Annotated in this window: 12 protein-coding genes and 1 pseudogene; 9 read left to right on the top strand and 4 right to left on the bottom strand. The window is 68.0% G+C overall.

The annotated features are described in order from the left end of the window. Position 1: 1 nt before the first annotated feature. The 3 genes from ACFXKA_RS09405 to ACFXKA_RS09395 form a co-directional block, all read right to left on the bottom strand. Positions 2–364 carry an ArsC/Spx/MgsR family protein gene (locus ACFXKA_RS09405; RefSeq protein ID WP_379426791.1) on the bottom strand — a complete coding sequence of 121 codons (363 nt, stop codon included), beginning with the start codon at positions 362–364 and terminating at the stop codon, positions 2–4. A 46-nt stretch (positions 365–410) separates the two neighbouring features. Next, entirely contained in the window at positions 411–1,784 is a 1,374-nt protein-coding gene (locus ACFXKA_RS09400; RefSeq protein WP_354832151.1) for a hypothetical protein, read from the bottom strand. A gap of 278 nt (positions 1,785–2,062) precedes the next feature. Beyond that, positions 2,063–2,251, bottom strand: coding sequence for a hypothetical protein (locus ACFXKA_RS09395; protein WP_379426790.1), 189 nt, complete (start codon positions 2,249–2,251; stop codon positions 2,063–2,065). Between the two features lie 496 nt (positions 2,252–2,747). On the opposite strand from ACFXKA_RS09395, the gene helR reads away from it, so the two are divergent. From helR to ACFXKA_RS09360, 7 genes are all read left to right on the top strand, one after another. Then, complete coding sequence (gene helR, locus ACFXKA_RS09390; protein WP_379426789.1) at positions 2,748–4,946, top strand: RNA polymerase recycling motor ATPase HelR; 2,199 nt, start codon at positions 2,748–2,750, stop codon at positions 4,944–4,946. Between the two features lie 196 nt (positions 4,947–5,142). Next, on the top strand, positions 5,143–5,382 hold the full coding sequence (locus ACFXKA_RS09385; RefSeq protein WP_379426788.1) for a DUF6374 family protein: 240 nt from the start codon (positions 5,143–5,145) through the stop codon (positions 5,380–5,382). A gap of 107 nt (positions 5,383–5,489) precedes the next feature. Then, on the top strand, positions 5,490–5,975 hold the full coding sequence (locus tag ACFXKA_RS09380; RefSeq protein ID WP_354832144.1) for a YbaK/EbsC family protein: 486 nt from the start codon (positions 5,490–5,492) through the stop codon (positions 5,973–5,975). Positions 5,976–6,216: 241 nt separating this feature from the next. After that, a complete protein-coding gene (locus ACFXKA_RS09375; protein ID WP_379426787.1) occupies positions 6,217–6,543 on the top strand; it encodes a hypothetical protein in 327 nt (108 codons plus the stop codon). A 281-nt stretch (positions 6,544–6,824) separates the two neighbouring features. Further along, positions 6,825–7,337, top strand: coding sequence for a hypothetical protein (locus ACFXKA_RS09370; RefSeq protein WP_379426786.1), 513 nt, complete (start codon positions 6,825–6,827; stop codon positions 7,335–7,337). A 98-nt stretch (positions 7,338–7,435) separates the two neighbouring features. Continuing rightward, positions 7,436–7,762, top strand: coding sequence for a DUF3467 domain-containing protein (locus ACFXKA_RS09365; RefSeq protein ID WP_379426785.1), 327 nt, complete (start codon positions 7,436–7,438; stop codon positions 7,760–7,762). Between the two features lie 19 nt (positions 7,763–7,781). Further along, positions 7,782–7,940, top strand: a complete 159-nt coding sequence (locus ACFXKA_RS09360) for a hypothetical protein (RefSeq protein ID WP_379426784.1) — start codon at positions 7,782–7,784, stop codon at positions 7,938–7,940. Positions 7,941–8,184: 244 nt separating this feature from the next. On the opposite strand, the gene glnA is transcribed toward ACFXKA_RS09360, so the two are convergent. Beyond that, positions 8,185–9,621 carry a type I glutamate--ammonia ligase gene (gene glnA / locus ACFXKA_RS09355; RefSeq protein WP_379426783.1) on the bottom strand — a complete coding sequence of 479 codons (1,437 nt, stop codon included), beginning with the start codon at positions 9,619–9,621 and terminating at the stop codon, positions 8,185–8,187. 352 nt (positions 9,622–9,973) lie between these two features. Here glnA and ACFXKA_RS09350 point away from each other — a divergent pair. Both ACFXKA_RS09350 and ACFXKA_RS09345 read left to right on the top strand, forming a co-directional pair. After that, a pseudogene (locus tag ACFXKA_RS09350) lies at positions 9,974–11,212 on the top strand (AMP-binding protein). A gap of 10 nt (positions 11,213–11,222) precedes the next feature. Beyond that, on the top strand, positions 11,223–12,434 hold the full coding sequence (locus tag ACFXKA_RS09345) for a PucR family transcriptional regulator (protein WP_379426782.1): 1,212 nt from the start codon (positions 11,223–11,225) through the stop codon (positions 12,432–12,434). Positions 12,435–12,652: the final 218 nt, after the last annotated feature.

The raw sequence follows: 12,652 nt of genomic DNA, 5'->3' as shown, positions 1-12,652 counted from the left end.
CTCAGCGGAGTTCGTCGAGGGTTTCCTCGTCGCGGGCCAGATAGGCGCGGCCGTCCGCGGTGAAGACGATGGGGCGCTGGATCAGTCGCGGATACGTGGCCAGGGCCTCGATCCATCGGTCGCGGTCGGCGGGGGTCCGGCCCCACGCCGAGACGCCCAGTTCCTTGGCCTCGGGTTCGGCGGTGCGGGTGATATCCCACGGTTCGAGGCCGAGTTTGGTCAGGGCGGCGCGGATCTCGGTGGCCGAGGGCGGATTGTCGAGATAGCGGCGCTCGACATAGTCGGTGCCGGTGTCGTCGAGCACCGCCTTGGCGGAACGGCTCTTGGAGCACTTCGGGTTGTGCCAGATTTCGGTCGCTGCCATGGGTTCAGCCTAGGCGGCGAAGACCGGGCCACCGCTCACCGGCACATCAGACCCAGTCGACGACCCAGCGGTAGGGGCGCATCCAGTACAGGCCGCCCTCGGGAACGGGCGCGCCCCAGCGCTGTTCGGCCTGGGTGAGCTGCCAGCGGTATTCGGGAGCGGGCTCGCCGCCGTGGATCTCGTAGAGGTGACGCCGCCAGGTGTTGATCATGGCGGGGACGGCCTGCTGGTCGTTCTCGTAGGCCCACTCCACGTTTCGCATCATGAGGCTGTCCACGGCGTGGTTGGCGGCATTGGGGTCACCGCTGCTCAGCGAGTGCAGGAAAGCCGCGACCAGGTTGTAGGCGATGGCGTCGTGGACCGAGGTCTGGCCGTTCTCCAGCGACCAGATGCCCAGGTAGGTCGGCCCCTGCTCGTCGATCCACACCGCGTGCGCCTCGCCGACCCGGTTGTCGAAGATGAGCGCGGTGAGCAGGCCCAGCGTGGACTTGCCCATGATGAGCGGATCGGGACTGCCGCTGGAGAGGGCGTCGTCGATGAGCGCCCGGTAGGCGGCCGCGGCGATGCCGGGCCGGTTGGCGTCCATGAGGGCGTCGGCGGTCTCGCCGCCGGCGAGCTGCGCGGCCGGCGGCTGGGACTGACCGGAGACCGCCTGCGGCGCGCCGTCGCCGACCTGCAGGAACTGGGTCTGCATGGCGTCGGGGGTAATCGGATCCGACAGCGGCACACCGTTGCCCAGCGGGTCGTCCAGATCCAGGTTGACGGCGAGGGGTTCCTGCAGGCTGGGCGCGGTTTGCAGGTATTCCAGTGCCACCCGGGCGAATTCGTTGTCCTGACTCTCCAGCCATTCGCGCCCGGCGCGCAGGGTGTCGACGAGATGGCCGCCGACGCCCTGTTCGATGGCGGCGCACAGCGCGTAGTAGCCGTAGCCGCGGTAGTCGTCGTGGCCGACGCCCTCGGTGATCAGCAGCTGCGCATATCTGCCTGCCAGATCGTGTCTTTCGATATCGCCGAGCAGCGTGCACGCGGTCATGGCGGCCATCAGCACCTCGGCGTGTTCGCCGTGGGCGCGCCGCAGGTCGATACAGCGGTCGGCCATGACGACGGCGCTGTCGGGCAGGCTCTGCTGGGTGGCGGCCTCGACGGCCATCGAGTACATGGTGGCCAGCGTGGCGGGCGGGATGTCGGCCGGGTAGCGGGCCGGGCCGTGTTCGGCCAGGCGCAGGGCCTGCGCGTAATCGCCCGCGGCGAAGGCCGATCGGAAGCGGTAGGAGACGATCCAGCCGTACTCCTTGGGATCGGGCGCCGCGTCGAGCCCGTCGTCGAACGCCGACAAACGGGCCAGCGCCTCGTCGGCCCGGCCGCTGTCCAGCATGCCGCTCGCCTCGTTCATCACCTCGACGAACGCATTTCGATCCATGGCCTACTCGCCTTCCCGCATATGTCAGCCCCGGATCGTATGACCGTGCCACCACAGTGCGTGGCCAGTGAGGTCAAGGTCATAGTTCGACTCCACCCCACATGACCACGCGTTGTCATTCGCGTGGCACGTTGTGTCACAACGATATTCCCGCACCCCGACGCGAACCCGCCTCCCTGCGGGCCATTCTCGCGTCGCGGCCGATCCGTCCTGACCCACAATCTAACGACAACACGCCAACCCGCCCCGCAACCGCGCTCGGCGCGTCGAGGCTCACCTCACAGGGAGATGATTCGCACCGCATCACCGCACAGAGTGTGCATATCCTGCGGATCCGAGGTCATGACGATCACGGGCGGCGGCTGCCGCACTGCCATTTCGGCCACGGCGGCGTCGAAGGCGTATTTGTGACCATGCAGCCCCGCCGCGAGCAACACGGATGCCGCGCGGCGAATGATGAACAGCAACCCGGACAATCGCGACCGGTCAGTCTTTCGATGCGCGCTTCGATGATCGTCAGGGCGCTGTTCACCATCTCCATCCGACGCCCACGCGCCTCTGCGACCAGGGCGACCATCGCCGGATCGTCGGACAGCAGGCCCGACAGCCCCTCGCAGTCGAGCACAACCGTGCCCTGCAGCGAACGCTGCGACCGCGCCGCCTCACCTCCTGGGTGCGCTCATCGCGCTCGGGGACACCCGCCCGCAGCTGGAGGCGCACCTCGGTTCCGCGCATCCTGACCCTGGCCTCGGGCGGACAGCGCCCTGCCGCGGCCTGGGAAAACCCAATGTGGCGTAGCGGAATGGGGAGGGAGGAAGAGGAAGGAATGGAAAGGATCGTCGTCCTTACCCCTTCAACCATATAACACAGTGGGGGACTTGCGGCAAGGCCCCGGTGTTGGCGCACAATCGCTGGCCGAGGGCTGCAACCTGCGCGAATGGGCGCGCGGGTGGGCAGCGGGGAATGGCCAGGCGGGAAGGTGTGGTGCTGGTGTCGGACCAGGGGTACGAGAAGGAACTGCTCGCGGAGCAGGAGTATGTGACCGGGCTGTACGCGCGGCTGGACGCCGAGCGGGCCCGGGTGAAGGGCCGCTACGGCGAGACGCTGCGCTCGCGCGGCACCACCCTGGTGGAGCGGGATGCGGAGGTGCGGGCGCTGGGCAAGGAGGTCAAGCGCCTCGAGGTGGCCGACAACGGGCTGTGCTTCGGGCGGCTGGACAGCGTGACCGGCGAGCACTCGTACATCGGGCGCCTCGGGATCTTCGACGAGGCGAACGAATTCGAACCGCTGCTGCTGGATTGGCGGGCGCCGGCGTCGCAGGCGTTCTATATCGCGACCGCCGCGAGCCCGGAGAACATGCGGCGTCGTCGCCAATTCCACACGCGCGGGCGGCTGGTGGCCGATTTCACCGACGAGGTGTTCGGCCATCCCGGTGACGGCGAGCGCGGTGACGCGGCCCTGCTGGCAGCGGTGAACGCGCCGCGCGGCGAGGGTATGCGCGACATCGTGGCCACCATTCAGGCCGAGCAGGACCGGATCATCCGGCTCGATCACCCGGGTGTGCTGGTGATCGAGGGCGGGCCGGGCACCGGCAAGACCGTGGTGGCGCTGCACCGGGTCGCGTATCTGCTGTACACCCAGCGTGCGCAGATGGAACGCAACGGCGTGCTGGTGGTGGGCCCGAACACGGCCTTCCTCAGGCACATCGGGCGGGTGCTGCCGTCGCTGGGCGAGACGAACGTGGTGTTCACCACCACCGGTGATCTCATGCCCGGGCTGAGCATCACGGCCGAGGACGGACCGGAAGCGGTGCGGCTCAAGGGATCCCTGCGGATCCTCGACGTGCTGAAGGCCGCGATCGCCGACCGTCAGCGGGTGCCGCAGGAGCCGGTGTCGATCGAGCTGTCGGATGTGACGGTGCGCATCGGCGCGGATATCGCCGGCTGGGCGCGGGAGGAGGCGCGCGGTAGCGGGTTGCCGCACAACCAGGCTCGCTCGACCTTCCTCGAGGTGCTCACCTGGGCGCTCACCGAGCGGGCCATCAAGCGGATCGGCGAGGGCTGGCTGACCCGCGACGACCGTGAGGCCTGGGAGAACATGCGCACCGATCTGCGCACCGAACTCGCCGAGCACGACGGATTCACGGCGCTGATGGACGAGCTATGGCCCACGCTGACACCGGAAACGCTGCTGGCGGAACTGCTTTCGTCCACCGACCGGCTGCGTGCGGCCGGCGCCGACGAGAGACTGTGGCGCGCGGACGGTGCGGCGTGGACGGTGTCCGATGTCCCGCTGCTCGACGAGCTGGTCGATCTGCTGGGCCGTGACACCTCCGCAGCGGACGCGGCGGCCGAACGGGAACGGAAGGCACAGGCCGCGTACGCCGAAGGCGTGCTCGACCTGCTGGTCGGCCGCGCCGACCACATGGACGACGAGGATCACCTGTTCGCCACCGACCTGCTCTACGGCGACGACCTGGCCGAGCGCTTCCTGGAACGCGACACCCGGGAACTCGCCGAACGTGCTGCCGCGGACCGGGATTGGACCTACCGGCACATCGTGGTCGACGAGGCGCAGGAGCTGTCGGCAATGGACTGGCGGATGCTGATGCGCCGCTGCCCGAGCCATTCCTTCACCGTGGTGGGCGATCTCGCGCAGCGCCGGTCCGCGGCGGGCGCGACCTCCTGGGACGCCATGCTGGAACCGTACGTTCCCGGCCGCTGGGCCTACCGTTCGCTCACGGTGAACTACCGCACCCCGGCGGAGATCATGGCCGTGGCCGCCGCCGTCCTGACCGGCTTCGCGCCCGAGGTCACGCCGCCGGAGTCGGTACGCTCCTGCGGCGTGCAGCCGTGGGCGCGACAGCTCACCCTCGGCGAGATGCCTTCGGCCATCGAGGAATTCACCCGTGACGAGGCGGTCCGCGAGGGCACCAGCATTGTGATCGGCCCGCCCGGCATGCCGGGCACGGTCCCCGCCTCCGAAACCAAGGGCCTCGAATTCGACGCGGTCCTGGTGGTCGAGCCCGAGCACATCCTCGCCGACGGCCCCCGCGGCGCGGCCGAACTCTACGTCGCCCTCACCCGCGCCACCCAGCGCCTGGGCGTCCTGCACGAGGGCCCGCTCCCACCGGCCCTCGCCGGCCTCTACACGTCGAAGTAGAGCCCGGCCTCCACACTGGGCGTTCGCGGTAGTTGGTAGCGCGGTATCTGCTGCCTACCTGCATGGACGGTGGCGGCCCCGGGCCCAGCTCGGTGCCGCCTCCCGCATCTGTGCCGGATCGAAAGGCGATCAGCGCACCTGTCGGACCGGACGCCTACTATCGAAAGTTTGTTCGACTCGAGGTAGCCTTGTGATCATGCCGGAACTTCCTCGCCTGGAATGGGCACGCATGAATCTCGATCAGGTGCGTGCCCAGCTGCTCGCCGCGGCCTCCCGCGGGCGGTTCCTCACGCCCGAGCAGCTGGAAAATGCGGCGGGCAAGATCGAAGAGGGTTTGCGGGTCTACGAGGAGGAGACCGGCCACGCGGCACCCGAGCCTCGGCCGGACAGCCCGCGGCCGATCTGTTCGAACCCTCGCCGCTACCGGAGCCGTTGAGCAGGACGAGGCCCTCGTCCCGGCGCGAGAAATTCACGATGACCTATGCTGAAATCCCAGGTCCGCTGGGGTTAATGGTGGTGCCAACCAGTCATTGGAGGTCCGTCATGTCCATATCGCTAACCGTGCAGCAGTGCCTGACGGATGCGGGCGCCGAGTACGAACTCGTACCGCATCCGCATAGCCACAACAGCTCAGAAACCGCCGAAACCGCCCATATCCCGGGCGACCGCCTCGCAAAGACGGTCCTCCTGGAAGACGAGCAAGGCTACGTCGCCGCCGTGCTGCCATCCACCTACCACCTACGACTCGCGAAGCTCTGGTCGCAAACGGGTCGACGGCTGGTGCTCGCCAAGGAATCGAACTTCCGCGAAACCTTCACGGACTGCGAGGTCGGCGCAATCCCGCCCATGTGCACCGCCTACGGCATGACGACGCTGATGGACGAGAGTCTCACCACGCAGCCGGATATCTACTTCGAGGCCGGTGATCATGAGACACTCGTCCACCTGCAGACCGACCAGTTCATGCGCCTGATGGAACAGGCCGAGAAAGCACACTTTTCCCACCGCTCGCAAACCACCCGCCACTGAGTTCCCGCAACTACTGATGCGGAAGCGCCAACCGTACGTTTGACGACGGTGGCTACAGCGCTGCCGCCACGCTGACTGGGGCCGACTCCGCACTTGCCCGTGCCGAATTGCGCGCGGGCTCGAACACCCGGAGCCCGCCCTTCTCCCTGCCTGGCACAGGCGGCTGCCGCAGATCATGAATGATGCCGCGCACGAGGGCCTGCTGGCGCGAAATCAACACTCGCGCAAGATATCTCCGCCGATGAGCGAGCCGAAGCCCTGGTGTGGCCACTACCGAACAGATCTGGGCGGTGTGCGATGCACCGCGGCGTTGGAGGCGCTGGCCGACGACGCCGTGCTGGCCGCCTCCGACGTCCTCGACCCCAAGCTGGCCCCGGTCGAGACCCTGAGCACGCAGTTCCGCGCCCAGGTGCAGCGCACCCCCGACGCGGTTTCCGGCCCCGCTGCGGGTGGCTGTGCTGCTGGGCGTGTTCGCGGGGCCGCGGATGCCGGCGGTGCCGATGGCCGATGTCGATTTCACACCTGGGGGCGATTCACCCGGAGCGGCAATGGCCCGATGAGCCGCTGAAGTCGGCGACCAGCGAGACACCGATCCCGATTCCGCGTGAGCCGACTCTGTTGTCAGGCGCCGAAAGAGCGGTAGCCGCATGAGTACATGGTCGCGAACGGGGAGGGCAAGACCCGCTCCGCCGTGGCATGTCGAACTGTGTTTCGTCGGCTTTGCGTACTGGTTGCTGAAAAGTTACTACCGCGCGGTGATGTATTGGGCAGAATGGCACCGGTCACACGAGTTCTTCCCGCAACAACCTCAGTGTCCGAATCCACACATCGTTGGAAGGGAGCTCGAACATGGCACAGGAAAGCAGCGGTACTGCGACGGCGGAATCTCGACGCGGGGACATCGACGTCCAGGCGGAAGTGGAATTGCTGCGGCTGCGAATGGACGAAGCCCGGCAGGAGGCACAGAACGCCCGCCAGTACGCGATGCAGGCCTCGGGTCTCGCGCGCCAGGCGCAGGCGCAGGCACGGCAGGTACAGCATCAGGCCCAGCACGCGCAGCAGGACGCCAACCAGGCCAACCAGCAGGCGCAGCAGGCCCGCCAGCAGGCGATCCTGGCCACCAACCAGGCCCAGCAGGCCCAGAGCGAGGCCGACCGGGCTCAGAGCCAGGCCCAGCAGGCCCAGGGCGAGGCCAATCAATCCCAGCAACGGGCCAGCACCGCCCAGGACCAGGCCGACCAGGCCAGCCAGTTGGCGCAGCAGGCCGAGGACCAGGCCAACCGGGCACAGGACCGCGCCGGTCAGTGGGAGATACAGCTCCAGCAGATCCGCCAGCAGGCCCGCCTCCAGCAGGGCCGCTGACCCGGCGAGGATGACGCAGTGACCACAGTTCTGGCGGCCGGCCACACCGGGCACCCGGTGTGGCCGGTTCGCCGGCCCTGCTACCAAGGAGGTTCGCGGTGAGCGGACCGGTTCCGCCGCCCGCGGACGAATCCGATGTCGACGTCGAGGTCATCGTGCCGGAGACCGTCAGTGCCGGGGTGTACGCCAACGGGTTCACCTGCTGGTACAACCGCACCGACTTCACCCTCGATTGCCTTGTCTACCTGCCCACCGAACCGGGCGCTGTCACCCCGACCGGTCAGCCCATGATGCGACAACCGGTGCAGGTCACCTCCCGGGTGAAGTTCCCACCCGCGCTGATCTTCCGGCTCATGCAAACCCTCAACGACAGCATGAGCAACTACGAACGCCAATTCGGCCCGATCACCCACCTCGGCGAATAACCTGCCCACGGAGAAACGCATGCAGACCCCGAAATCGAGCCCCATCACCATCATCGCCGGCCCAGCTGACCGTGCCGTCGTCTGCGACCCCGCCGTACGGTATCGGCCCCAGATAATCCCGGGCCGCCACTACCTCGTCGTCGCCGCCGCCCCGCAACCACAACCCGAACCCTCCTGAACATGACGGACAGAGGGTTGTGTGCGAGCTTGCGACACTATCGGCGTCTCCCACCCATCACGCGCAGTGACGGCTGTCTCCTTACTGCCGGGCAAGGAGACAAGCGCGGTTGCCGAAGGAGGCATGCAGGAAACGCAGCGGCGGTGGCCATCGTTCACTGATGGCCACCGCCACTCCGTTTCCGACCACTGCGTATCGACTGCGTACCGAACCCGGGAATCAGTTGTGTTCGCGCAGTTCAGGTTTACACGTCGAAGTAGAGCTCGAACTCGTACGGGTGGGGCCGGACGTTGACCTCGGCGATCTCGGAGTCGCGCTTGAGGCGGATCCAGGTGTCGATCAGGTCGTCGGTGAAAACCCCGCCCTGCGTGAGGTAGTCGTGGTCGGCCTCGAGCCGGTCGATGACCTGTTCGAGGCTGCCGGGGGTCTGGGTGACCTCGGCGCTCTCCTCGGGGGTGAGATCGTAGAGGTCCTTGTCGACCGGCAGGGCGGGCTCGATCTTGTTGGTGATGCCGTCGATCCCGGCCATCATCATGGCGGCGAAGGACAGGTACGGGTTGCCGGAGGAGTCGGGGCAGCGGAATTCGAGGCGCTTGGCGCCGGCACTGGTGCCGGTCACCGGAATGCGCACGGCGGCGGAGCGATTGCGCTGGCTGTAGACCAGATTCACCGGCGCCTCGAATCCGGGCACCAGGCGCTTGTAGGAGTTCACCGTCGGGTTGGTGAAGGCCAGCAGGGACGGCGCGTGGTGCAGCAGGCCGCCGATGTAGTGGCGGGCCAGATCCGACAGGCCCGCGTAGCCGGCCTCGTCGTAGAACAGCGGCGAGCCGTCCTTCCACAGGGATTGGTGCACGTGCATGCCGGATCCGTTGTCGCCGAACAGCGGTTTGGGCATGAAGGTGACGGTCTTGCCGGACTCCCAGGCGGTGTTCTTGACGATGTACTTGTAGAGCATCAGGTCGTCGGCGGCGGCGAGCAGGGTGTTGAACCGGTAGTTGATCTCCGCCTGCCCGGCGGTGCCGACCTCGTGGTGCCCCTTCTCCAATTCGAATCCGGCGTGCTGCAGATGGGTGCACATGCGGTCGCGCAGGTCCACGTCCGCGTCATACGGAGCGACCGGGAAATAGCCGCCCTTGGGCCGGACCTTGTAGCCGCGGTTGGGGGTGCCGTCCGGATTCGTGCGCCGGCCGGTGTTCCAGTCGGCCGACGACGAATCCACCTCGTAGAAGGCCCCGTTCATGGAAGTGTCGTAACGCACCGAATCGAAGATGTAGAACTCGGCCTCGGGCCCGAAGTAGGCGGTGTCGGCGATACCGGTGGAGCGCAGGTATTCCTCGGCCTTGCGGGCCACATTGCGGGGATCGCGGCTGTAGGCGGCACGGGTGTGCGGGTCGTGGACGAAGCAGCTGATATTGAGGGTCTTGGCGGCGCGGAACGAATCCGGTTGCGCGGTGCGCAGATCCGGTAGGAGCAGCATGTCGGACTCGTGGATGGCCTGGAAGCCGCGCACCGACGAACCGTCGAAGGCGATGCCGTTCTCGACCAGATCCGCGCCGAACATGCTCGCCGGGATCGAGAAATGCTGCTGGATGCCCGGGACGTCGCAGAATCGGATGTCGACGTATTCGACTTCCTCGACGTCGATGTAGCTCTGAACTCCGTTGATGGTAGGGGTGATCACCGCTCGCTCCTCGTGGCCGCGCACGCCTACCCGATCGGACGGCCCGGTCGGGGTCCGGCGGTCCTGCTCGTGCTAACACGATACGTCGCAGGCATCCGGGGATGGACGCGAATGAGACTGCGTTACAAGAGCACTACCGCCTCCCCGAGACTTCAGCGCACCGCGGAGAGCCGTCGAACAGCCTGTCACTGTGCACAAATCCGCCCCCGCAGATCTTCGCCATTGCCACTGGTCCGCCCGGACCGTTGTGCGGTCTGCTGGAACAGCCCGGGGCCGTGGCCACCCCGGCGATGGGTCGATCCAGAGGTAGGTCGTGAGTTCAGCACCGCGTGCGGGGACGGCCCCGCGCACCATGGTCGAGGCGTTCCAGGCCACTGTGGCCCGGTACCCGGACGCGATCGCGCTGCGCACGCTCGGCGGCGCGGTCGTCCTCACCTGGCGCGAATACGGTGATCGGGTCCGCGCCATCGCCGCCGGGCTGGCGGCGCGCGGTATCGGCCGCGGCGACACGGTGGCGCTGATGCTGACCAACCGGCCCGAATTACACCTGTGCGACACCGCGATCCTGCACACCGGCGCGACACCGTTCTCGGTGTACAACACCAATCCGGTGGATCTGCTGGTCTACCAGTTCGCGAACGCGGGCAACCGCGCGGTCGTCTGTGATGCGCAGTTCGCGCCGCAGGTCCTCGAGGCGGTGGCGAAGGCGGCCGCGCAGGGCATCGCGGTCGAGCACGTGATCTGTGTCGACGACGCGAGCGCGGGGTGCGTGTCGCTGGCGGAGGTCGAGGCCACCGGGGACGGCGGGTTCGACGTCGAATCCGCCTGGCGGGCGGTCGATCCGGAGAATCTGCTGACCATCGTCTACACCTCCGGCACCACCGGCCAACCCAAGGGGGTGGAGCTCACCCACACCAATTTCCTCGAGAACGCCCGCGTGGTGGACGAATTCGGCGCCGGCTCCCCCGCCGACAAGGTGGTCTCCTATCTACCCGACGCGCACGCCGCCAATCGCTGGTTCGCGCACTACCTGTCCATGCTGACCGGTGGCGAGATCACCACCTGCCCGAATCTGCGGCAGGTGACGGACACGCTCACCGGGGTGCGTCCGACGGTGTTCCTGGGCGTGCCCCGGGCGTGGGTGAAAGTCAAAGCGGCGCTGGAGGAACGGGTCGCAAGAAGGAACTCATCATCAACGCGGCGGCAAGAACATGTCGCCGACCAATATCGAGAACACGGTCACCGAGAACACCCCGCTCGCGGGCACGGTGGTGGCCATCGGCGAGGGCCGCGCCTACAACACCGCGCTCATCTGCCTGGACCCCGAGCTGGCCGCCGCCTTCGCCGAACGCCATCAGCTGACCGATCGGCGCCTGCCGGCCCTGGCCGCGCACCCGCAGGTGCTGAAATCCCTGCAAGAGGGCATCGACGCGGCGAACAGCAAGCTCTCGCGAGTCGAGCAGATCAAGAAGTTCGCGGTGCTGCCCGAGGTGTGGGCCCTGGCAGTGATCACCTCACGGCTACCGGGAAACTCAGACGCAAACCGATAGCTACCACATACGCCGCTACTATCGACTCGCTGTACGGGTAGTAGGAGAGTGATGCAGGCGCGATTGCGGGACCGAACGCTCGAGGAGCTGTACCGGCGTGCGGTCGTGGCGCGCACGGAGGTACCGGCCGCGATGCCGCGCTACCGCACCCTGCCCGAACCCCTGGTGGCCGGCGGTTTCGAACGCGGCATCAGCCTGAATGTGGACCTGTTCTTCGAGTTCATGCGCTCCGGCCGCGCGCCCTCGCCGGAGGACACCCAGGAGGTCGTGCAGATCGCGCTGAGCCGGGTCCGCGACGGCGAATCCCTCGAAGACGTGCTGGGCCGCTACAGCATGGGCGCGGAGTACCTGTGGTCTCGCCTGAAGGACACCGCCTCCGAGCCGGAGCGGGAACTGCTCGAGGACGCCGCGGTGTCGCTGCTGCGGTACATCACCCTGCTCACCACCCGCATCGCCGTCGCGTGCGTGCAGCGCGCGCACGATCCGCGCTGGGAGTTGCTGGAACGCCGCCGCGCCATCGCGGACGCGCTGCTCGCCGGCCGCGACCCCATCGAGTGGGCGGACGAACCGGCCATCACGGTGCCGGACGCGTTCCTGGTCGCGGCGTTCCGGCTGGGCACGACCCGCAGCGCCGACACCGGCGAGCTGCGGCATCGCATCGAGTCCATTCCGGGTGTGTTCCTGCGGCTGGACAGCGGTGGCTGGACCGCGCTGCTGCCGCTGCAACCCGGCGACGACGGCACCGCCACTCTGACCGCGCTGACCAGCCGGCTGCCCGGTCCCGCGCGGCCCACACCCCAGCCCGAGGCGCCGCTGTCCCGGATGGGCCCGCCCGCACCGTTCTGGGTGGGCGTCGCCACCGCCGCGTCGCACGCGGAGGTCCCCGCGGTCTTCGCCGAGGCGCGCCTGCTGGCCGAGCTCGGCCGCTGCCTGGACCGGCCCCAGCCGGTCTGCCGCCGCCCGGACCTCATGTTCGAATACACCGTTGCCGCAGGTGGTTCCGCCCGCGCGGGGCTGGCCGCCGTGCTCGCGCCGCTGGATTCCCAGCCGCTGCTGGCGGAGACCCTGGAGGTCTTCGTGGACACCGGCTTCAATCAGCTGGCCACCGCCCGGCTGCTCACCATCCACCGCAATACCGTCACCTACCGGCTGGCCCGGGTACACGAACTGACGGGCCTGGATCCGCACCGCCCGACCGACGCCATGACGCTGTCGGCCGCCCGCATCGCCCGGCGGCTCGAAATCGCCTGCTTCGCACCGTAATCCGCTCCCGAACCGGCCCCCGACGCATCCGCGTTGCGGGCCTTCATGATTCACCGGCCCCCACTGCTTGGACTTGTGCACAATGGCCTGCGCCACAGTCTTGGCGATTGCCGGTAGCGGCGCGCGGGCGCTGTGCGGTCTGCTGAACTCCGACGATGAGGTCGTGCGGGGCGCCGGAGATCCGGCGAACCCGGCCGCGGCCTCCCGACCATCCGCAG

Origin of the sequence: Nocardia sp. NPDC059228, from assembly GCF_042754245.1 — a bacterium.
Taxonomy (GTDB): Bacteria; Actinomycetota; Actinomycetes; order Mycobacteriales; family Mycobacteriaceae; genus Nocardia.
This window is presented reverse-complemented; position numbering and strand designations above follow the sequence as displayed.

Excerpts from the sequence above, each read along its gene's own strand:
- ACFXKA_RS09400 (WP_354832151.1), bottom strand. The coding sequence starts at position 1,784 with ATGGATCGAAATGCGTTCGTCGAGGTGATGAACGAGGCGAGCGGCATG.
- ACFXKA_RS09370 (WP_379426786.1), top strand. The coding sequence starts at position 6,825 with ATGGCACAGGAAAGCAGCGGTACTGCGACGGCGGAATCTCGACGCGGG.
- ACFXKA_RS09385 (WP_379426788.1), top strand. The coding sequence starts at position 5,143 with ATGCCGGAACTTCCTCGCCTGGAATGGGCACGCATGAATCTCGATCAG.
- ACFXKA_RS09380 (WP_354832144.1), top strand. The coding sequence starts at position 5,490 with ATGTCCATATCGCTAACCGTGCAGCAGTGCCTGACGGATGCGGGCGCC.
- ACFXKA_RS09345 (WP_379426782.1), top strand. The coding sequence starts at position 11,223 with ATGCAGGCGCGATTGCGGGACCGAACGCTCGAGGAGCTGTACCGGCGT.
- ACFXKA_RS09375 (WP_379426787.1), top strand. The coding sequence starts at position 6,217 with ATGAGCGAGCCGAAGCCCTGGTGTGGCCACTACCGAACAGATCTGGGC.
- helR (WP_379426789.1), top strand. The coding sequence starts at position 2,748 with ATGGCCAGGCGGGAAGGTGTGGTGCTGGTGTCGGACCAGGGGTACGAG.
- ACFXKA_RS09360 (WP_379426784.1), top strand. The coding sequence starts at position 7,782 with ATGCAGACCCCGAAATCGAGCCCCATCACCATCATCGCCGGCCCAGCT.
- ACFXKA_RS09405 (WP_379426791.1), bottom strand. The coding sequence starts at position 364 with ATGGCAGCGACCGAAATCTGGCACAACCCGAAGTGCTCCAAGAGCCGT.